The organism is Xanthobacter flavus (genome assembly GCF_017875275.1).
Lineage (GTDB): Bacteria > Pseudomonadota > Alphaproteobacteria > Rhizobiales > Xanthobacteraceae > Xanthobacter > Xanthobacter flavus_A.
The window spans coordinates 2286433-2305000 of the sequence record NZ_JAGGML010000001.1; the positions used below are offsets into that span (position 1 = coordinate 2286433).

General features: G+C 68.7%; 22 protein-coding genes (1 of these 22 cut by a window edge). 15 read left to right on the forward strand and 7 right to left on the reverse strand.

Annotated elements, in window-relative coordinates:
• Positions 1-21 precede the first annotated feature (21 nt).
• Positions 22-753, reverse strand: a complete 732-nt coding sequence (locus J2126_RS11030) for a class I SAM-dependent methyltransferase (protein ID WP_209486775.1) — start codon at positions 751-753, stop codon at positions 22-24.
• Between the two features lie 122 nt (positions 754-875).
• Here J2126_RS11030 and gloB point away from each other — a divergent pair, with 122 nt between their 5' ends.
• Positions 876-1649 (forward strand): hydroxyacylglutathione hydrolase, encoded by a 774-nt coding sequence (gene gloB, locus J2126_RS11035; protein ID WP_209486777.1) that lies wholly within the window; start codon positions 876-878, stop codon positions 1647-1649.
• 4 nt (positions 1650-1653) lie between these two features.
• Positions 1654-2100, forward strand: a complete 447-nt coding sequence (locus J2126_RS11040) for a cupin domain-containing protein (protein ID WP_209486783.1) — start codon at positions 1654-1656, stop codon at positions 2098-2100.
• 9 nt (positions 2101-2109) lie between these two features.
• Here J2126_RS11040 and J2126_RS11045 read toward each other — a convergent pair whose 3' ends face one another.
• The 3 genes from J2126_RS11045 to J2126_RS11055 all read right to left on the reverse strand — a co-directional run bounded on the left by J2126_RS11045 (position 2110) and on the right by J2126_RS11055 (position 3431).
• Positions 2110-2328 carry a hypothetical protein gene (locus J2126_RS11045; RefSeq protein ID WP_209486785.1) on the reverse strand — a complete coding sequence of 73 codons (219 nt, stop codon included), beginning with the start codon at positions 2326-2328 and terminating at the stop codon, positions 2110-2112.
• Between the two features lie 118 nt (positions 2329-2446).
• A complete protein-coding gene (locus J2126_RS11050) occupies positions 2447-2917 on the reverse strand; it encodes an SRPBCC family protein (RefSeq protein WP_209486788.1) in 471 nt (156 codons plus the stop codon).
• Between the two features lie 70 nt (positions 2918-2987).
• Complete coding sequence (locus J2126_RS11055; RefSeq protein ID WP_209486790.1) at positions 2988-3431, reverse strand: hypothetical protein; 444 nt, start codon at positions 3429-3431, stop codon at positions 2988-2990.
• A 65-nt stretch (positions 3432-3496) separates the two neighbouring features.
• On the opposite strand from J2126_RS11055, the gene J2126_RS11060 reads away from it, so the two are divergent.
• On the forward strand, positions 3497-3826 hold the full coding sequence (locus J2126_RS11060; protein WP_348634283.1) for a hypothetical protein: 330 nt from the start codon (positions 3497-3499) through the stop codon (positions 3824-3826).
• An 11-nt stretch (positions 3827-3837) separates the two neighbouring features.
• Here J2126_RS11060 and J2126_RS25775 read toward each other — a convergent pair whose 3' ends face one another.
• Positions 3838-4344, reverse strand: a complete 507-nt coding sequence (locus tag J2126_RS25775) for a type II toxin-antitoxin system HicB family antitoxin (protein ID WP_348634284.1) — start codon at positions 4342-4344, stop codon at positions 3838-3840.
• Positions 4345-4642: 298 nt separating this feature from the next.
• On the opposite strand from J2126_RS25775, the gene J2126_RS11075 reads away from it, so the two are divergent.
• Positions 4643-5728, forward strand: coding sequence for a type I restriction endonuclease (locus J2126_RS11075; protein ID WP_209486792.1), 1086 nt, complete (start codon positions 4643-4645; stop codon positions 5726-5728).
• A gap of 251 nt (positions 5729-5979) precedes the next feature.
• Positions 5980-6798, forward strand: a complete 819-nt coding sequence (locus J2126_RS11080; RefSeq protein ID WP_209486794.1) for an exodeoxyribonuclease III — start codon at positions 5980-5982, stop codon at positions 6796-6798.
• 32 nt (positions 6799-6830) lie between these two features.
• On the opposite strand, the gene J2126_RS11085 is transcribed toward J2126_RS11080, so the two are convergent.
• Positions 6831-7550: a hypothetical protein gene (locus J2126_RS11085; RefSeq protein WP_209486796.1), complete on the reverse strand. Its 720-nt coding sequence runs from the start codon at positions 7548-7550 to the stop codon at positions 6831-6833.
• Positions 7551-8316: 766 nt separating this feature from the next.
• On the opposite strand from J2126_RS11085, the gene J2126_RS11090 reads away from it, so the two are divergent.
• The 7 genes from J2126_RS11090 (at position 8317) to phoB (ending at position 15099) form a co-directional block, all read left to right on the forward strand.
• The gene (locus J2126_RS11090; RefSeq protein ID WP_348634285.1) at positions 8317-9558 is read left to right on the forward strand and encodes an ATP-binding protein; all 1242 of its coding nucleotides are present in this window, start codon (positions 8317-8319) and stop codon (positions 9556-9558) included.
• Between the two features lie 121 nt (positions 9559-9679).
• Positions 9680-10720: a phosphate ABC transporter substrate-binding protein PstS gene (gene pstS / locus J2126_RS11095; protein WP_209486798.1), complete on the forward strand. Its 1041-nt coding sequence runs from the start codon at positions 9680-9682 to the stop codon at positions 10718-10720.
• Between the two features lie 119 nt (positions 10721-10839).
• Complete coding sequence (pstC, locus tag J2126_RS11100; protein WP_209486800.1) at positions 10840-11832, forward strand: phosphate ABC transporter permease subunit PstC; 993 nt, start codon at positions 10840-10842, stop codon at positions 11830-11832.
• A 13-nt stretch (positions 11833-11845) separates the two neighbouring features.
• On the forward strand, positions 11846-12679 hold the full coding sequence (gene pstA / locus J2126_RS11105) for a phosphate ABC transporter permease PstA (protein ID WP_209486802.1): 834 nt from the start codon (positions 11846-11848) through the stop codon (positions 12677-12679).
• 84 nt (positions 12680-12763) lie between these two features.
• Positions 12764-13588 carry a phosphate ABC transporter ATP-binding protein PstB gene (gene pstB / locus J2126_RS11110; protein WP_209486804.1) on the forward strand — a complete coding sequence of 275 codons (825 nt, stop codon included), beginning with the start codon at positions 12764-12766 and terminating at the stop codon, positions 13586-13588.
• Positions 13589-13608: 20 nt separating this feature from the next.
• Positions 13609-14343 (forward strand): phosphate signaling complex protein PhoU, encoded by a 735-nt coding sequence (gene phoU / locus J2126_RS11115; RefSeq protein WP_209486806.1) that lies wholly within the window; start codon positions 13609-13611, stop codon positions 14341-14343.
• Between the two features lie 54 nt (positions 14344-14397).
• Positions 14398-15099 (forward strand): phosphate regulon transcriptional regulator PhoB, encoded by a 702-nt coding sequence (gene phoB / locus J2126_RS11120; RefSeq protein ID WP_024281354.1) that lies wholly within the window; start codon positions 14398-14400, stop codon positions 15097-15099.
• Positions 15100-15358: 259 nt separating this feature from the next.
• Here phoB and J2126_RS11125 read toward each other — a convergent pair whose 3' ends face one another.
• Positions 15359-16726, reverse strand: coding sequence for a flavin monoamine oxidase family protein (locus J2126_RS11125; RefSeq protein ID WP_209486813.1), 1368 nt, complete (start codon positions 16724-16726; stop codon positions 15359-15361).
• A gap of 334 nt (positions 16727-17060) precedes the next feature.
• Here J2126_RS11125 and J2126_RS11130 point away from each other — a divergent pair, with 334 nt between their 5' ends.
• The 3 genes from J2126_RS11130 to J2126_RS11140 all read left to right on the forward strand — a co-directional run.
• The gene (locus J2126_RS11130) at positions 17061-17552 is read left to right on the forward strand and encodes a MarR family winged helix-turn-helix transcriptional regulator (protein ID WP_209486816.1); all 492 of its coding nucleotides are present in this window, start codon (positions 17061-17063) and stop codon (positions 17550-17552) included.
• Between the two features lie 230 nt (positions 17553-17782).
• Positions 17783-18535, forward strand: coding sequence for an SDR family NAD(P)-dependent oxidoreductase (locus J2126_RS11135; RefSeq protein WP_209486818.1), 753 nt, complete (start codon positions 17783-17785; stop codon positions 18533-18535).
• An 8-nt stretch (positions 18536-18543) separates the two neighbouring features.
• A protein-coding gene (locus J2126_RS11140) for a DMT family transporter (RefSeq protein ID WP_209486820.1) crosses the window boundary here: on the forward strand, positions 18544-18568 show its 5' end (the start). 872 nt of this gene lie beyond the right edge of the window; 25 of the gene's 897 nt are visible here — the first part of the coding sequence; its start codon is at positions 18544-18546; its stop codon lies beyond the right edge, outside the window.

Below are 18568 nucleotides of genomic sequence, written 5' to 3' on the forward strand. Positions count from 1 at the left end.
CCCGTCACCTTCACCGCAACCTCACCCCGCCGGCACGCCGCCCGGCACGAGCACCGGCTCCAGCGCCGGTTCGGCGATGCGGCTGGGGCGGCGGACGGCGACGGGGCGGTAGAGCTGCTTTGTGGCTTCCACCACCAGCACGCCGGAGAAGGGCAGCGACAGGCGGGCGCCGATGCGCTCCCAGGCCACCGCCGTATTCAGAAACCAGCGGCTCGGCGGCGCATAGAGCGCCTCGTCCCACCCCACGGGTGTGAACAGGGCTTCGCGCAGGAGGCTCACCACCTGTCCCCGCGAGAAGGGCCGGCCGTTGCCGAAAGGAGTGGTATCGAGCCGCGCCCAGACGCCCCGCCGGTTGGGCACCACCGCCAGAAGCCGCCCGCCCGGCGCCAGCACGCGCCAGACCTCGCGCAGCATCTCGGCGGCGTTGGGGGTCATCTCCAGCGCATGGACGATCACCACCCGGTCCATGCTGGAGGTGGGAAACGGCAGCAGCGTCTCGTCGGCGAGGGTGGCCAGCGTCGGCGCGGCGGAGGGCCAGCGCACCACCCCCTGCGCCGCCGGCATCACCGCGAGGCAGCGCTCGGCCTCCTCGCGGAACACGCCGAGATAGGGCGTCGGGTAGCCGAGCCCCAGCACCCGCATGCCGGCCACATTGTCGAAGCGGGCGCGGATGGCGCGGCCGAGCAGGCGGCGCGTCATGATTCCCACGGGCTGGGCGTAGAAATTGCGCAGGTCGACGACGTCGAGAAACATGCACCCTCGCTGTGGACAGCGGCCGGCCGGCCACACTTCCGCTCGCCCCCTTAATAGAGGATCATGCGCGCCGGGTCCGCAACCCGAGCCGTCAAGACCGTCCCCTCCCGGAGATCGACACAGTGCCGGCCGACATCCGCCTGATCCCCTGCCTCGGTGACAATTACGCCGTCCTCATCCACGATCCCGTCACCGAGGCCACGGCGGTGGTGGACGTGCCCGAGCCCGGCCCGGTGATGACGGCGCTGGAGAAGGAAGGCTGGACCCTCACCCATATCCTCGTGACCCACCACCACGCCGACCACACCCAGGGCATCCCGGCGGTGAAGGCGCGCTATGGCGCCACCGTGGTCGGCCCCAAGGCGGAGGCGGACCGCATCCCCGGCCTCGACGTGGCTGTGGTGGATGGTGATCCCGTCGCGGTGGGCTCGCTGGTGGGCCGCGTGCTGGAAACCCCCGGCCACACCGCCGGCCCGGCCTCCTATCTGTTCGAAGGCGAGAAGCTGCTGTTCGCGGGGGACACCCTGTTCACCCTCGGCTGCGGGCGGGCGCTGGAATGCGAGCCGCCGGTGCTGTGGCAGTCGCTGCAGCGGCTCCGGGTGCTGCCGGAAGACCTCGATGTCTATTCCGGCCACGAATACACGCTCGGCAACGGCCGCTTCGCCCTCTCGGTCGATCCGGACAATGAGGATCTCGCGGCCATGTATGCCAAGGCGCAGGAGCAGCGGGCCAAGGGCGAGCCGACCATGCCCTCGAAGCTCGGCGACGAGCTGAAGGCCAATCCCTTCCTGCGCGCGGACGATCCGGCCATGGCCGAGCGTCTGGACATGCCCGGCGCCGACCCGGCCGAGGTGTTCACCGCGCTGCGCGAGCGCAAGAACAGCTTCAAGGGCTGAGGCGATGGGGGACACGGACCGCGCCTCGCTCACCGCGGAGGCGGTGATCGCCCTGCTGGAGCTACAGCCTCACCCGGAAGGCGGGTTCTTTCGGGAAACGTTTCGCGAGACGGCACCGGATGGCGGGCGCGGTGCGTCCACGGCCATCTATTTCCTGCTGCGCGCGGGCGAGCGCTCCCACTGGCACAAGGTGGATGCGTCGGAAGTCTGGCACTGGCATGCCGGCGCGCCGCTGAGGCTGTCCATCGCCGCGGGCGGGGACCGGCGCGATCTTCTGCTCGGGCCGGATCTGGCAGCCGGGGAGCGGCCGCAGGGCGTTGTGCCGCCCTTCGCATGGCAGGCGGCCGAAAGCCTTGGCGCCTGGACGCTGGTCGGCTGCACCGTGGCGCCGGCCTTCGATTTCGCGGGATTTGAACTGGCTCCGCCGGGATGGGAGCCGGGCCAGCCCTAAGGCTCGCCCTCACACCATCGCGCAGAGGGCTTCCATGCGGGCGCACACATCGCCGAGGCTCGGCTTGTTGGCGCCGCTGCGCTCGGCCATGAGGAAATCGGCGAGATCGTCGGCTTCCTGCTGGCGCAGGAACTTCACCACGTCCTCGACGCTGGACACCCGCGTCTCAGCATCACCAATCACGATCCGCAGAGAGGTCGGGGTGTTCAGAGATCGGCTCTGGCCCATGGTCGTCTCCGTTCGTCGGCTACCACCTCCGCTGTGGAGGTCGGCATCATCAGCCGGATAGTCAACGCGGCCTTATGGCGGCGGTTCCCGGCCATGGCGCCATCGTGTGCGATTTTCCTCACGCGCCGTGGGCGATGAGATCGGGCAGGCGGCGGGTGAGGGTGCGCAGCACGCTTTGCGAACCCTTGGACATGATCTCGAACACGCCGTCATTGGCGCCGTCCGTGCCGAAACCGTCGTGGAAGAAGCGGAAATGGGTGCCGCCCGAGGGCGTGGGCGTCAGCGTCCAGGTCACCAGCGTGTCGATGTAATGGCCGAAGCCCTTCAGCTCCTCGTGCCCGCCCTTCCAGCTGAACGACAGCTCCTTTTCCGGAACGCAGCGCGTCACCTGGCACTGGAATTCGCCGTCCCACCGCTCGATGGGCCGGCCCCAGATGGTGAATTTGTGCCCTTCCAGCGGCTGGATGTCGTTGGGAAAGAACCACACCGCGAGCCATTCGGAATCGGTGATGGCGCGCCACACCACATCCACCGGCTGGTCGAACTCGGCTTCGGTGAGAATGGAGCGGGTTTCGACGACATCCGACATGGAAGGATCTCCAAAAGCCATCAATGAAACGGGCGCGCGGGCCTTTGGCTCGCGAAGCAAAAATCGGACCTCAGGCGGTTTGCGACACAGCTTCCCGCCCGTCGAGCGCATCGCCGAAGGCCTGCGCGAAGGCGATGCGATCGGCTTCCTGCGGGAAAAGAATGTCCGCGCTCCATTCCGTGGTGCGCGTGCCGCCCGGCCAGTCGCGCGGGGCGCGGTGCCAGGCGAGGGCCGGCCAGCGCGGATTACGCCGCGTCTCGCCGGCCTCATCGCGCCAGGCGGGGCGGCCGAGGGTGGCGGTGAGCCACGCCATCACCTCCGGCCCGACGGCGAGGGCGAAGGCGACGCCGTGACGGATGCTGCGCGGCGGGGCGCGCATCAGCGTCTGCCCGATCACCGCATAGGCCGGCGGGCCATCGTCCAGCGCCAGCTCGCGCATCACCAGCACCCGAAAGCCGCCCGCGATGGCCTCGGCCGGCACGGCGGCGATGGCGGTGGGATCGTCGCGGCGCATCAGGCGCTCCCCCTTGGCACCGTTCCTGCTACGCCCGGACGAAGCCGGTAACCGACGGAGGCGGCGTGACCAAGGCGGACTACATTCCCGAGTTGAGCGAGGTGCGCATGGAGCGCCGCGCGCCGGAGGCGCCGTTCCGGCTGGAAACGGAAGATCATGTCTATGTGCACGGATGCCTCCGGCAGGTGGAGGCGGCGTTCGGCCTCGATGCCTTCCCCGGCGTGCCGTTCGACGCCATATCCGGCCGCGCGCTGATCCAGCGTTTCATCGTGTGGTGGCGCACGCTGGAGCCGGAGACCCCGCAACAGGCGGAAGCCCACGCCCAGCTGCCCGGCGCCATCCGCCTGCTCGACACGGTGTCCGCCTTCCTCGAAGAGCGGGCCAGGCGCGGCTGAGCCGGCATCGTTCACGCCTCCGCCTTGGTGTCCTGCATCGCGCCCGGCTCGGGCGGGGCGCGGTCGGCGGCCTTGAGGGCATCGATGGCGGCGAACAGCGCCAGCCGCCCGTCCGCCTCCGCCGCCTCCGGCGTCGCGCCGATGCCGAGGCAGCCGGGCACATCCGGAAAGCGCACGGCAAACCCGCCGCCCTCCGCCTCCGGGAGCGGCGCGACCTGCGCGGGATAGGCGGCGAGGTCCACCGCGGTGCCCGGCGCCAGCGTGCGCAGGCGCACCGGCGCGGTGCCGTCATCCATGCGGTCCACCATGGCGACGAACGCCTTCACATGGGCGGCGCGGATGGGGGCCTTCATGGGCACGGCCACGCAGTCCGGCACGGCGGGGTGGATGAAGACCACATGGGTCCCCGTCACCTTCCGGAACTTGATGGCATATTGGGAGGCGATGATCTCCAGATCCGCCGGCCGCCGCTCCGCGCCGGGGCTGGCCCGCAGGGCCTCAAGCCGCTTGTTGTGCATGGCAATGAACCCATCAAAGAACGAGGCGTCGGAAAAAACGCGGCCACTGGAAAGGCTTCAGTGTAGGCCTGCCGCGAAAGGCGGCAAGGCGAAATGGTGGGCAGAGAGAGGTTGCCGGATACGCGTGTATCTTTAGATGGACTCGACTCAAGATTGTTTGCGCAGCTAAATGGCGCCTTGACGATGGGGGACAACTATGGACGCCGGGGCGCTCACGGAATTTCGGGAAAAGCTGGTCGAATTCGCCAGAAGGTCGGCCACCGCCGCCGTTCGGTGCGCGAATGAAGAATCCACCAAGATGTTTCTCGTTATACCGATGATCTCCTTCCTCGGTTACGATCACATGGACCCAAACGAGGTGTTTCCGGAGCACCATTGCGATTTCTCGGAGAAGTATAGAAACCGTGTCGACTTCGCGATCTTCAAGGCCGGAGAGCCGGTGATCGCCATAGAATCGAAGTCCGCCGGCGCGAGCGGGCTTCGGGACGACCGGGGCCAGCTGAGAAGCTATTTCAACGCCGCGAAGACGGTGAAGATGGGTATTCTCACGGACGGCCTCATCTGGGAATTCTATGCCGATTCCGACGAGCCCAACATGATGGACGCCAACCCCTTCCTGCGCTTCGACCTGCGGGACGTAGCGAAGGGCAAGGTGGACGATTCCGCGCTCGAAGGACTGCACAGCCTCAGGAAGGCGGTCTTCGACCCGGACAACATCGGGGCCGAGGCGAAGCGCAAGCACATCTACAATTCCGTGCTGGCGCAGGTTGCCACCATCTTTGCCGATCCGCCGGAGGAGTTCGCCCGGCCGCTGCTCAAGAAGGCCGGTATCGGCCATCTCTCCCAGAAGGCGCTGGATGAATACCGGCCAGTGATCCAGGCGGCGTTCCGGGAGTTCATCAACCGGCAGATCCTGCACCGGCTTGATCTACCGAAGCCGGACCAGCCTGCACCTGCGCCCGCCGCGCCTGCCGAGGCGCCGGCTCCCGCGGCCGACGCCATCGTCACCACCGAGCGCGAGCTGGAAGTCTTCCGGTGGACGCAGAAGCGCCTGGCCTTCCTCGTGCGGGACGATGCGCTCTTCGCCGAAATTGCGGCGGTTGACTACAAGGATTACCAAGGCAAGTTCGTCGTCTTCTACAAAATGGAGCGCAAGGGCCGGCTGTTCGAGTTCATCGAGAGCCGGACCAGCAATGGCCTGCGCTTCATCTTCCCGGAGGAGAGCGGACTCGCGCAGGCGGACATCACCGTGCAGTCTCTCGCCGAGATCGACGGCCCTCTGCTCAAGACCTTCTGCGCCCGCGTCGCAGCCATCGCCAAAAGCCCCCCCTCCGGTGCTCCGGCGGGCCCGGCTGCCGAGGCTTCGGCCGCCCGCTCAGCCTGAGCAGGCCCCCTCATCCGTCACGCGGCGCCGCCGCGTGCCACCTTCTCCCGCGAGGGGAGAAGGGAAGGACCGCTCTCGTCGGTCCAGATCTCCGAGAAATGGGCCACCCCCTCCCCTCGCGGGAGAGGGGACGGGGGTGAGGGGGTGGATTCGCGCTGACCCACTCCTGTCGGTCCCCCCCGTCCTTGCCTCCCCCGCCCGCGCAGGTGTAAGGCTCGATCCTCCCGCCCTTTTTCAGTCTGCCATTGCCCGTGTCCCTCACCGTCTGCACCTGGAACATCAATTCCGTCCGCATCCGCCTCGACATCGTGCGCGCCGCCCTGGAGCGGCTGCGGCCGGATGTGCTGTGCCTGCAGGAGACCAAGTGCCAGGACGACAAGTTTCCCCTGAACGCCATCCGCGATCTGGGCTTTCCCCACATCGCACTCAACGGGCAGAAGGGGTGGCATGGGGTGGCGACATTCTCGAAGCGGCCTTTCGCGCGCATTGAGAAGGGCGCCTTCTGCGGCAAGGGCGATGCCCGCCACATCGCGGTGACTCTGGACGGCGCGCACGCGCTCGGCAAACCCCTCACCATCCATAATTTCTACGTGCCGGCGGGCGGCGACATTCCGGACCCGGAGCTGAACCCCAAGTTCGCCCACAAGCTCGCCTTCCTCGACGAGGTGACGGCGTGGCCGACGCTGAAGGCCGACGCGGCCGGCGACGGGCACGCCATCGTGGTGGGCGACCTCAACATCGCCCCGCTCGAAACCGACGTGTGGAACCACAAGCAGCTGCTCACGGTGGTCAGCCACACGCCGGTGGAGGTGGAGCGGCTCGGCGCGTTCCAGGCCTCCGGCCCGTGGGTGGACGTGATGCGCCGCTTCGTGCCGCCGCAGGAGAAGCTGTTCACCTGGTGGAGCTACCGCTCGCCCGATTACACCGCGAACGATCGCGGCCGCCGGCTCGATCATGTGTGGGCGTCCGAAAGCCTCGCGCCCTCGGCCAGCGCCATGACCGTGCTGAAGGACGCGCGCGGCTGGGACAAGCCGTCCGATCATGTGCCGGTAGCGATGACGTTCGGGTAAGGACCTTCACCCGGACCCTTCGGCCGAGCCGCTCAGGGCTTGGTCGTGGCGGGCGGCGGAGCCGCCGGAGCCTCGGCCGGTCCGCCGAGGCCCGGAATGCCGAGGGCGGCGCCGATCTTGCCCTTGGGCACCTTCATCACCTGAATGCCGGCCGGCAGCTGGAACTGCGCCTGATCCTGCGGCGCGCGGGTGAGCGAGGTCGCCTCGAACACCGTGTGCTTCGCGCCCTTGATCTCCACTGTCGTGCGCAAGGCGATGCCGTCCGGCGTGATGCAGGCGGTGGTGGCGCCAAGGGCGGACTTCATCTGCGGATCGACCTTCCACACGTCGCAGGCCTCGCCCGCCACCGTATCCTCGCCCACCCTGAGGCCGGTGCCGGACAGGGCGCCGAGCACGTATTCGGGCGGCAGCTCGATCTCCACCGCCATGTTGGGCAGGTTGGGCGTGCGCACCACCATGCTGCGCGCCTTGAGATCGATGATGCCCACCATGCTGCCGGGGATGTTGGGCTTCTGGATCTCCACCCGCATGCGGCCCTGGCTGTGAGCGAGATCGAGGGTGCCGCCGCGTTTCAAATTGGCCTTCAGGGCAAAATCAGCGCTGGGCAGCGGCACCGGATCGGCACGCACGGGCGAGACCGGCGACAGCAGGGCGACCATGGTACCGGCCAGAATGGCGAAAGCCGGCCGCGCAATACCCGCGACTGCACGGCGGCCGCACCCGCCAGCCCGGCGCCGGTCATCCTGAGCCATCGGCAATTCCTCCGCCCCCGTCCCCTCATAGCAGATGGGCATGCCTGTTGGGCAAGGCATGTCGCACCGGCAGGCCGCGCGGGCGGCCCGAAGCACTCTGCCGAAGGTACCTTGATCGCCGATGCGACGGCGCACGGCTGGCGAAAACCGCGCTCGATCAAATATCGGGAGGGCCGGCTGTCGTAATGCCTTCTTGGAGGGGCGCGAGCATCACCCTTCAAACGAAGGGCCGACATCCCGGGGCGATTCGCCACAGGCGGGCGGCTCGGCAGGCGTTCGCGAAATGCGCCGGAAAGAAGCAGCGAGGCCGTGTAGAATGCCGCGAAAGGGAGGGCGCGCCAGGATGATGCCGGAAGGGCCCGCGCGGGCCGGCCGCGAGATGGAGTCTCGCGAGCAAGGGATGAGCGAGACGACGCGCGATCAGGAGAGGCCCGTGCGGGAGCGCCGGGCGTCGGAGCGACGTGCCCAGCCGGCGGGAACGTCCGGCCAGCCTTCGGTCGAGCCCGCTGTCCCGCCCGCTGCCCCCTCGCCTGCCCCGGCTCCAGCCGCGCCCGGCCCGGCCGCTCCCGCCCTCACGTCATCGACGCTCGCGCCCCCGCCCGAGCCCGCTCCACCGCCGGCTCCCTCCATTGCGCCGGCGGAGACGCCGCGCACGACCCAACCCTCCACCCCTCAGCCCTCCACCGCGCTGCCTTCCCCGCCGCCCGCCCCGGCCGTGCAGGCGGACCCCTTCCTTCCACCGGGCCGCATCGGGCGTTGGAGAATTGTGTGGCTCGCTGCCATCGCGGCGGCGGTCATCGGCGGGGCGGTGGCCGGCGCGGTCGATCCGGTGGTGGCGCTGCTGACGGCGGCGCTGCTGGTGGCGCTCGCCGTGTCGCTGCGGCCGGCGCCGCCGGCCCCGGTGCCGGTGGTGACACCCCTGCCAACCCCGCCCCCTCCGCCGCGGGACACGCAGGCCTGCGCGGTGGTGGCGGCGCTGCCCGAACCGGCGCTGCTGCTCTCCGCCGCCGGCAACATCATCACCGCCAACCAGCGCGTGGCCCTCGCCCTCGGCCCGACGCGGGTGGGCGATCCCCTGTCCTTCGTGGTGCGGGTGCCCGAGGTGCTGGACGCGGTGCGCGCGTCGGCGGCGGACGGGGTGCCCCGGCGGGTGGAATTCGCCGAGCGCATTCCCCTCGACCGCTGGCTGGAGGCGCATGTGGTGCCGCTCCGGCTGCACGTCTCGCCGGAGCGCGCGCCGGACGCGGTGCTGCTCACCTTCCGCGACCTCACCCAGCAGCGCCGGGTGGAGCAGATGCGGGCCGATTTCGTGGCCAACGCCAGCCACGAGCTGCGCACGCCGCTCGCCTCCCTCTCCGGTTTCATCGAGACGCTGCAAGGCCCGGCCCGCAACGATGCCCCCGCGCGCGAGCGTTTCCTCGCCATCATGGCGGCGCAGGCGCGGCGCATGTCGCGGCTCATCGACGACCTGCTCTCGCTGTCCCGCATCGAACTCAACGCCCACGTCCAGCCGCAGACCAAGGTGGACCTCGGCGCCATCCTCGCCCACGTCTGCGACACCCTCTCTCCGCTGGCCGGCGACCGGGGGGTGGAGCTGGAGCAGGTGCGCGAGGCCCCCGATCTGGAGGTTCTCGGCGACCGCGACGAGCTGATCCGCCTGTTCGAGAACCTCGTGGAAAACGCACTCAAGTACGGCGCCCCCGGAAAGAAGGTGCAGGTGCGCCTCGCCCGGGAGAACGGCACGGCCGTGGTGAGCGTGCGCGACTTCGGCCCCGGCATCCCGCCGGAGCACCTGCCCCGCCTCACCGAACGCTTCTATCGGGTGGACGTTGCGGCGAGCCGCGACCAGGGCGGTACAGGGCTGGGGCTCGCCATCGTCAAGCATATCGTGGCCCGCCACCGGGGCCGGTTGGGCGTGGAAAGCGAGCTGGGCGCGGGCGCAATCTTTTCCGTCCGCCTGGAAGCTTTGCCGAACCCGGAAAAAAGACTCGACAAGTCAACAGCGTAGTCTGTCATTTTCGTGTCATGGGCACGTCATAGAACCTTGGCGCGCCGGGGCTAAGAGTCCTGAGCCCAGTGTTGCCCCGGCGCCTGCCGCAGCGGCAACCGAATTGGCAAGGAGAATTATCGTGAAGCTCACCACCGCTCTCGGCGTGATCGCCGTAGCTGGCTCGCTGTTTGCCGGCGGCGCCTCCGCTGGCGACATCACCGGCGCAGGCGCGACCTTCCCCGCCCCCGTCTACCAGTCCTGGGCCGTTGCCTATAAGGAAAAGACCGGCACGGGCCTCAACTACCAGTCCATCGGCTCGGGCGCCGGCCAGACCCAGATCTTCAACCGCACCGTGGACTTCGGCGCGTCCGACGCCCCGGTCCAGACCGAGAAGCTCGCGCAGCAGAAGCTCCTCCAGTTCCCGGCCGTGATCGGCTCGGTGGTCGCCATCGTGAACCTCGACGGCATCGCCGCCAACCAGCTGAAGCTGACCGGCCCGGTGCTCGCCGACATCTATCTCGGCAAGATCACCAAGTGGAACGACAAGGCCATTGCCGACCTCAATCCCGGCCTCAACCTGCCGAACCTCGGCATCGTCCCCACCTACCGCTCTGACGGATCGGGCACCACCTTCGTGTTCGCCTCCTATCTCGCGGACGTGAGCCCCGAGTGGAAGTCGAAGGTCGGCGCCGCCACCTCCGTCTCCTGGCCGACGGGCGCCGGCGGGAAGGGCAATGAGGGCGTGTCCGGCACGGTGAAGAACACCAAGGGTGCTATCGGCTACGTCGAGTACATCTACGCCTCGGCCAACAACCTCGTCACCACCCAGCTCCAGAACAAGGCCGGCAAGTTCGTGTCGCCGACCGTTCCCGCCTTCCAGGCGGCTGCCGCCAATGCGGACTGGGCCGGCGCCAAGGACTTCGCCGCGTCCATGATCAACACCCCCGGTGATGCCACCTGGCCGATCACGTCCGCCACCTTCATCCTCCTCCCCAAGGAGCCGAAGTCGGCTGAGCAGGCGGCCGAGGTCATCAAGTTCTTTGACTGGGCCTTCGAGAATGGCGCCCCCATCGCCGAGAAGCTGCACTACATCCCGCTGCCGAAGGACGTGGCGGCCCGCGTGCGCGAAGCCTGGAAGACCGAGGTGAAGGTCGACGGCAAGGCCGTCTGGTCGAACTGAACGGGGCGTATCGCCCATTCTATGGAAACTGACGGGAGCGCCGCCTTCGGCGGCGCTCCTCTTGCCCGGCCGGGGTCCGGCCTAGAGTTTTTTTGAAGCGCGTGCGGGGGAAGGACCAGATGGACGCGACGATGAGTGGTACCGGCGCGGGCCCCAAGGGAGCCCTGGTCGCGCCGATCGGATCGGCAAAGGCGGTGGGACGCACCGCAGACGCCATCTTCGTGGGCCTCCTGTGGGGATGCGGCATCTTCGTGCTCGTCCTCCTCGGGCTTATCATCGCGATGCTCTTCGAGGGCGGGCTTCCGGCGTTCCATGCCTTCGGCCTCGACTTCCTTTGGAACTCCACCTGGAACCCGGTGACCGAGAATTTCGGCGCCCTGGTGATGATCTACGGCACGCTGTTCAGCGCCGTCATCGCCGTCATCATCGCGCTGCCGCTGTCCTTCGGCATCGCCTTCTTCCTCAGCGAGATTGCGCCCCAGCGCCTGCGCCGGCCCATCGGCGTGGCGATCCAGCTGCTCGCTGCGGTGCCCTCCATCATCTACGGCATGTGGGGCTTCTTCATCATATCGCCGCTCATGGCGGCCTATGTGCAGCCGCCGCTGATCGAGCTGTTCGGGCCGATCCCCGTCCTGGGCGCGCTGTTCCAGGGCCCCGCCCTCGGTGGCGGCATGCTCACCGCCGGCCTCATCATGGCGGTGATGATCCTGCCCTTCATCACGGCCATGTTCGTGGAGACGCTGGAATCGGTGCCGCCCATGCTGAAGGAATCGGCCTACGGCATCGGCGCGACCACTTACGAGGTCTACAAGAACGTCTCGATCCCCTACGGCCGCACGGCCATGGTCGGCGCCATCATGCTCGGACTCGGGCGCGCGCTCGGCGAGACCATGGCCGTGACTTTCGTGATCGGCAACGCGACGCGTCTCTCGGCCTCGCTGTTCGCGCCCGGCGCCACCATCGCCTCGACCATCGCCAATGAGTTCCCCGAGGCAGCGCAGGGCTCCCTGAAGCTCGACTCCCTCCTGGCGCTCGGCTTCATCCTGTTCGTCATCTCCTTCATCGTGCTGGCGCTCTCGCGCTTCCTCGTCCGATCCAACCTGAAGTCCTGAGGAGCGCACCAGCATGTCCTCCCTCGCCATCCGCCGCACAAAGGATCTCACGGTCAAGGCCGTCAGCACCGGCTTCGCGGTGTTCGCCTTGTTCCTTCTTGCCTGGATCCTGTTCACGCTGGTGCAGAAGGGCCTGCCGGCCTTGGGCACCAACGTCTTCACCCGCATCACCATGCCGCCGGGGCAAAACGGCGGCCTGCTGAACGCCATCGTCGGCTCGCTGATCCAGATCGGCATCGCGATGGCGATCGGCACCCCCATCGGCCTGCTGGCCGGTACGTTCCTGGCCGAGAACGGCAAGACCACGAAGGTTGGCCACGTCGCTCGCTTCGTGAACGACATCCTGCTCTCGGCGCCGTCCATCCTGGTCGGCCTGTTCGTCTACACGTTCCTTGTCTCGCCGCTGGGCGGCTTCTCCGGCTGGGCCGGTGCCATCGCCCTCGCCATCCTGGTGATCCCGGTGGTCGTCCGCACCACCGAGGACATGCTGAACCTCGTGCCGGTGGGCCTGCGTGAAGCCGCCTTCGCGCTCGGCGCGCCGCAGTGGAAGGTGGTGATGCTGATCACCTGGCGCGCGGCCCGCGCCGGCATCGTGACCGGCGTCCTGCTGGCCATCGCCCGCGCCGCCGGCGAGACCGCGCCGCTGCTGTTCACCTCGCTCGGCAACAACGCCATGTCCACGGACCTGTCGAAGCCGATGGCGAGCCTGCCCATCGCCATCTACCAGTTCGCCGGCAGCCCGTTCGACGACTGGGTGGCGCTCGCCTGGGCCGGCGCGCTGCTCATCACCGTGGGCGTGCTGGTGCTCAACGTGGCGTCCCGCCTGTTCCTGGCCCGCAGCCACTGATTTTAAGGCGCGGGCCAAGGCCCGCCGCCTCTCCGCCCTTTCCATTTCCTCCGAAGCACGGCCACAAGCCCAAGCGAGGACAAGATGACTTCAGCCGTCGACCCCACCTTCAATCTCGCCTCCGCCGTCGGCGCCAAGCCCGACGCGCCGTCGGCCCCCGCCAAGATCAAGGTGGAGAACCTGCAGTTCTACTACGGCAGCAATCATGCGCTCCGGAACATCAACTTCGAGGTTCCCGAGAAGCGCGTGACCGCCATGATCGGCCCCTCGGGCTGCGGCAAGTCCACGCTGCTGCGCGTGTTCAACCGCATGTTCGACCTCTACCCCGGCCAGCGCGCCGAGGGCGCGGTGCTGTTCGACGGCGTGAACATCGTCGGCAAGGAGCTGGACCCCACCATCGTGCGCACGCGCATCGGCATGGTGTTCCAGAAGCCGACGCCCTTCCCCATGTCGATCTATGACAACATCGCCTTCGGCGTGAAGCTGCACGAGAAGCTCTCCAAGTCGCAGATGGACGAGCGCGTGGAATGGTGCCTGCGCAAGGCCGCCATCTGGGACGAGACCAAGGACCGCCTGCACACCTCGGCGCTCGGCATGTCCGGCGGCCAGCAGCAGCGCCTGTGCATCGCCCGCACCATCGCGGTGAAGCCCGAGGTGATCCTGCTCGACGAGCCCACCTCGGCGCTGGACCCCATCTCCACCTCGAAGATCGAGGATCTGATCGACGAGCTGAAGCAGGAATTCACCATCGTCATCGTCACCCACAACATGCAGCAGGCCGCGCGCTGCGCCGACATGACCGCCTTCTTCTATCTGGGCGAGCTGATCGAGGTGGCCCCCTCCGACGTGATCTTCACCAATCCGAAGGAGATCAAGACGCGCGACTACATCACCGGCCGCTTCGGCTGACCGATTGAAGGATCACTGAGATGCCGGATCATATCGTTGCCTCCTTCGACCAGGAGCTGAAGGAAATCGGCCGCAAGGTCGTCGAGATGGGCGGACAGGCCGAGCGCCTGGTCGCCGACAGCGTCACATCCCTCATCCGCCGCGACAGCGCCCTCGCCCAGAAGGTGGTGCTGCTCGACGCCACCGTCGACCAGGTTCAGCGCGAGATCGAGGACCGGGCCATCCTGGTCATCGCCAAGCGCCAGCCGGTGGCCATCGACCTGCGCGAGATCGTCGCCGCGATCCGCATCGCCAACGACCTGGAGCGCATCGGCGACCTCGCCAAGAACGTCGGCAAGCGCGTCATCGCCATCGAGGGCGAGTATCATCCGGCCAAGCTCGTGCGCGGGGTGGAGCACATCTCCGACCTCGTGCTGGAGCAGCTGAAGGAAGTGCTCGACGCCTACGCCGCCCGCAACGACGCCAAGGCGGTGGAAGTGTGGGGCCGCGATGGCGCCATCGACACCATGTACACCTCGCTGTTCCGCGAGCTCCTCACCTACATGATGGAGGATCCGCGCAACATCTCGGTGTGCACGCACCTGCTGTTCTGCGCCAAGAACATCGAGCGCATCGGCGACCACGCGACCAATATCGCGGAGATCGTCCACTACATGGTCACGGGTCAGAACCTGCCGGAGACCCGCCCGAAGGCGGACGCCTCCAGCGACACCACCCTGCCCTTCCCGGGCCGCACCACAACCGTTCAGAGCTGATCCAACAGACCTGAAGACGGGGCGCGGAGCCCCGATAGTGACGGATAGACCAAAGTGCCGGCGCGTATTCTGATCGTCGAGGACGAAGAGCCGTTGACCCTCCTGCTCCGGTACAATCTGGAGTCGGAGGGCTACGGCGTCGAAAGCGTGGGACGCGGCGACGAGGCCGAGACCCGGCTGCGGGAGAGCGTGCCGGATCTCATCATCCTCGACTGGATGCTGCCCGGCCTCTCCGGCATCGAATTGTGCCGGCGGCTGCGCACCCGGCCGGAAACCGAGCGCCTGCCCGTCATCATGCTCACCGCCCGCGGCGAGGAGACCGAGCGGGTGCGCGGCCTCGCCACCGGCGCCGACGATTATGTGGTGAAGCCCTTCTCCGTGCCCGAGCTGCTCGCCCGCGTGCGCGCCCTGCTGCGCCGGGCCAAGCCCGAGCATGTGGCGACGCTCCTGCGCGCCGGCGACATCGAACTCGACCGCGAGACGCACCGGGTGCACCGCGCCGGCCGCGAGATCCATCTCGGCCCCACCGAGTTCCGCCTGCTGGAATTCCTGATGCAGAGCCCCGGCCGCGTCTTCTCCCGCGAGCAATTGCTCGACGGCGTATGGGGCCAGGACGTCTATATCGACGAGCGCACGGTGGACGTTCACGTCGGCCGCCTGCGCAAGGCCATCAACCGCGGCCGCCAGTCCGACCCCATCCGCACCGTGCGCGGCGCCGGCTATTCCTTCAACGAGATGTTCGCCCGCGCGCATTGAGCGTTGCTTCCGCTCAGGCGCCGCGCGGGCTTTTGGGGCGTTGTCTTCGCTCAGGCGCCGCGCGGGCTTTTTGAGGCTCCGACCTCTCCAATTGAGCGCCGTCATCTCCCGGCTCGGCCGGGGGATCCACGCGTCCGCTCGTCCGGCTGCACCGAAAATCGGGCACCCCTCCAGCCGAGAAGTGGATCGCCCGCACGAGGCGGGCGATGACGGGGCGGAAGATTAAGAGCGCGCGGCGACGGCCATACGGCCCGCCCCCTCACCCCGTCCGCACCCCGATCAGCCCCAGCGCCTGCTTCGCCGCGCGCTCGCCGGAGAGCCAGGCGCCGCCGACCGTGCCCCAGAGGGTCTCGTGGGTATGCTCGCCGGCGAAGACGAGGCGTCCGCCGACCGTGTCGGTGAAGGCGCGGCGCATGTTGCCGAACCCTGGCAGCGCGCAGGAGAAGGCCCCCAGCGCCCACGGCTCCTTGCTCCAGCGGGTGGCGAACACCTTGCCGACGCGCGCGCCGGCATCCGCGCCGAACTCGCGGGTCAGCGCCGCCTTCACGAAGGACGCGGCGGCCTCGGGCGGGCTATCGGCGAGGCCGGCCGCCACGGCGCCGCCCACCTCCAGGCTGTAGAGATCGCTGCCGCCGATGCGGGCGCGCAGCGCATAGGCGCGCGGGCTGTCGGCACGGAAATAGATCAGCTCGTCGGCGCCCAGGTTGCCGGGATTGCGCGGCAGGCGGAAGCCGATGTGGTCGAACGCCCCAAGGGTGATCTTCTCCACTGCCGTGCGGTAGCGCGGGGGAAAGGTGGGGCCGATGCGCAGCTTGCCGGCAGCGATGACGCTGGGCGGCACGGCGACGATCACCGTGCGGCCGGTGACGGTGCCCTTGTTGGTCTGCACCGAGACCAGGCGGGGGCTGAGATCGATGGACCGCGCCACCACTTCGAGGCGCACCGTGAGCGGCCGCGCGAGCTGCGCCACCAGCGTGCCGACGCCCTGCCGGCAGATGTCCTCGCTCTCGCGTTCGTCGGCGCGGGAGACATCCACGGTGGAGACCTGATCGAGCTCCTTGGCGCAGGTGAACGGGCCGAGCACGAAGCGCGCGCTGTCCCCCCACGGCCCGAGGTCCGGCAGCGCGCGGGCGGCAGCCATGTCCCGGTTGGCGTCACCGGCGGCGACGATGGCCCGCTCGCCCCGGCGCACCGTGGCGATGAAATCCTCATAATCGGCATCGCCCGCCTCGCGCCCGCCGACATAGAGCCGGCCGCCGTCCGGCGCGCGATAGATGTCGAGCCCCTCGGCCCGGCCGAAGGCGGCCATGGGGCGGGCCGCCGGCATGTTGAGACGGGCGGACCCGAGATCGAACGGCACGCCGAACTGGGTGGTGTCCGTGATCGTGCGCCCGCCCACCTGCTTGCCGGCCTCGAGCAGCACATAGCTGCGTCCGGCCTCGGCGACACGGCGGGCGGCGGCGATGCCGGCCGCGCCCGCGCCGATGATGATGACGTCCGCCTCGGTCTGCTGGCCGAGCGCGCGGGTGGTGGCAAGGCTCAGGCCCGCGATCGGCGCGGCCGCCAGCGCGGCACCGCGCAGGATGAGCGCGCGTCGGGAAAGGGAAAGGCGATCGGGTCCGGTCACGGCGGGGACGCTACCATGGGGCGCTGAGCGGGGCGAGGGGGCGTGGGAACCGCCTTTTGCCCGTCGCTGTCATCGCCCGCCTTGTGCGGGCGATCCACGGCGCCGCGGGAGGGGTGCCGGGAAAACCGTGCAACCGGACGAGTGGTTGGGTGGATCGCCCGCACAAGGCGGGCGATGACGGCCCTCGGAAGATGGCGCGCGCGAAAAATTCACGAGCGCCTGCGTCTTTGACATCTGTCGGGCTCCAACCTTCGCAAAATTGTAAGCCGGCATGTGGATAAAGGGGCGCGCGAACGGGCCGCCCCGCTCGCGCTCAGGAAGGGCGGGGAGACCCATGAAGGATCCGGTTCAGAAGACCATCGGCTACAGGCTCACCCACACCGCGCGCCTGCAGAAGGCGCTGTCGGCCCGCCTCCTCGCCGGCCTCGGGCTGTTTCCCGGTCAGGAATCCGTGCTGAAGCTCCTGTGCGAGGCGGACGGCCGCACCATGGGCGATCTCGCCTCGGCGCTGCGCGTGCGCCCGCCCACCGCCTCCAAGACCATCGCCCGGCTGACGACGCAGGGCCTCGTGGAGCGCCGCGCCACCGATGGCGACGGCCGGCTCGTGCGCGTTTTCCTCACCGAGGCGGGACGCGACCGCGGCGCCTCCATCGATCACGTGTGGGACCAGCTGGAGGCCGAGATGGTGGTCGGCCTCGACAGCAAGGAGAAGAAGCGCCTGCGCAAACTCCTGCGCAAGGTGGAGAAGAACCTCGCCCTGCGCCTCGGCGCCGACGGCGGCCTCGATGACGAGGCCGAGCCTGGAGACGAGGACGAGGACGCCTGAGCGGCGCCCCTCTCCGCCCGCGCCGCGCGCCCTGTTCGCCTGGTCCGCCTTGCACGGGACGCATGGAGGGCTGCGCGCTCATGCGCCCCCGCGCCCTTTCCTCCCGATCCATCCCGCGCTATGCGTGGGGGGATTGGTTTTCAATCGATTAAGCCATACCGGCACAACCGCCGCGCCAACGGCAGAAACTTAGGACAGCCGGCCGGAGCCGGCGCCGCACCGGGGGAAACATGTCCAACGCCATCGATCTGAAGGACCGCTTCGCCATCGTCACCGGCGGCGCGCAGGGCATCGGCCGCGCCGTGGTGGAGCGCTTTCTCGCCTCTGGCGCCCGCGTCGCCATCTTCGATCGCGACAGCGCCCTTGTGGTGAAGACCGCCGATGATCTCGGCCGCGCCCGCGTCATGCCCGTGACCGTGGACGTGAGCAGCCTCGCCGACGTGGAGCGCGCGGTGGCCGAGGTGCATGCCGAATTCGGCCGCATCGACATCCTCGTCAACAATGCCGGCGTCGCCGGAGCGAACCACAAGACGTGGGACTATCCCGAAGCGGAATGGAAGAAGGTGATGGCCATCAATCTCGACGGCCCCTTCTTCTGCTGCCGCACCGTGGCCCCGCACATGATCGCGCAGAGATACGGGCGCATCGTCAACGTGGCCTCCATCGCCGGCAAGGAAGGCAATCCCAACGCCTCGGCCTATTCTGCCTCGAAGGCGGGGGTGATCGCGCTCACCAAGTCGCTGGGCAAGGAGCTGGCCGAATTCGACATCGCGGTGAACTGCGTGACGCCCGCCGCCGCGCGCACCGCCATCTTCGACCAGATGAGCCAGCAGCACATCGACTACATGCTCTCCAAGATCCCGCGCGGACGCTTCGTGCAGGTCGATGAGGTGGCGGCGACCATCGCGTTCGCCGCCTCGGCGGACTGCTCCTTCACCACGGGCGCGGTGTTCGATCTCTCCGGCGGCCGCGCCACCTACTGAGGATCGCCATGCGCGCGCCGGGAGACACCCACG

What these genes read in the sequence shown, in the direction of transcription:
- pstB (WP_209486804.1), top strand. Translation starts at nt 12,764, where the DNA reads ATGACTTCAGCCGTCGACCCCACCTTCAATCTCGCCTCCGCCGTCGGC.
- J2126_RS11055 (WP_209486790.1), bottom strand. Translation starts at nt 3,431, where the DNA reads ATGCGCCGCGACGATCCCACCGCCATCGCCGCCGTGCCGGCCGAGGCC.
- J2126_RS25775 (WP_348634284.1), bottom strand. Translation starts at nt 4,344, where the DNA reads ATGCACAACAAGCGGCTTGAGGCCCTGCGGGCCAGCCCCGGCGCGGAG.
- pstA (WP_209486802.1), top strand. Translation starts at nt 11,846, where the DNA reads ATGTCCTCCCTCGCCATCCGCCGCACAAAGGATCTCACGGTCAAGGCC.
- phoU (WP_209486806.1), top strand. Translation starts at nt 13,609, where the DNA reads ATGCCGGATCATATCGTTGCCTCCTTCGACCAGGAGCTGAAGGAAATC.
- J2126_RS11085 (WP_209486796.1), bottom strand. Translation starts at nt 7,550, where the DNA reads ATGGCTCAGGATGACCGGCGCCGGGCTGGCGGGTGCGGCCGCCGTGCA.
- J2126_RS11040 (WP_209486783.1), top strand. Translation starts at nt 1,654, where the DNA reads ATGGGGGACACGGACCGCGCCTCGCTCACCGCGGAGGCGGTGATCGCC.
- J2126_RS11045 (WP_209486785.1), bottom strand. Translation starts at nt 2,328, where the DNA reads ATGGGCCAGAGCCGATCTCTGAACACCCCGACCTCTCTGCGGATCGTG.
- J2126_RS11075 (WP_209486792.1), top strand. Translation starts at nt 4,643, where the DNA reads ATGTTTCTCGTTATACCGATGATCTCCTTCCTCGGTTACGATCACATG.
- pstC (WP_209486800.1), top strand. Translation starts at nt 10,840, where the DNA reads ATGGACGCGACGATGAGTGGTACCGGCGCGGGCCCCAAGGGAGCCCTG.
- J2126_RS11130 (WP_209486816.1), top strand. Translation starts at nt 17,061, where the DNA reads ATGAAGGATCCGGTTCAGAAGACCATCGGCTACAGGCTCACCCACACC.
- J2126_RS11135 (WP_209486818.1), top strand. Translation starts at nt 17,783, where the DNA reads ATGTCCAACGCCATCGATCTGAAGGACCGCTTCGCCATCGTCACCGGC.
- J2126_RS11030 (WP_209486775.1), bottom strand. Translation starts at nt 753, where the DNA reads ATGTTTCTCGACGTCGTCGACCTGCGCAATTTCTACGCCCAGCCCGTG.
- J2126_RS11050 (WP_209486788.1), bottom strand. Translation starts at nt 2,917, where the DNA reads ATGTCGGATGTCGTCGAAACCCGCTCCATTCTCACCGAAGCCGAGTTC.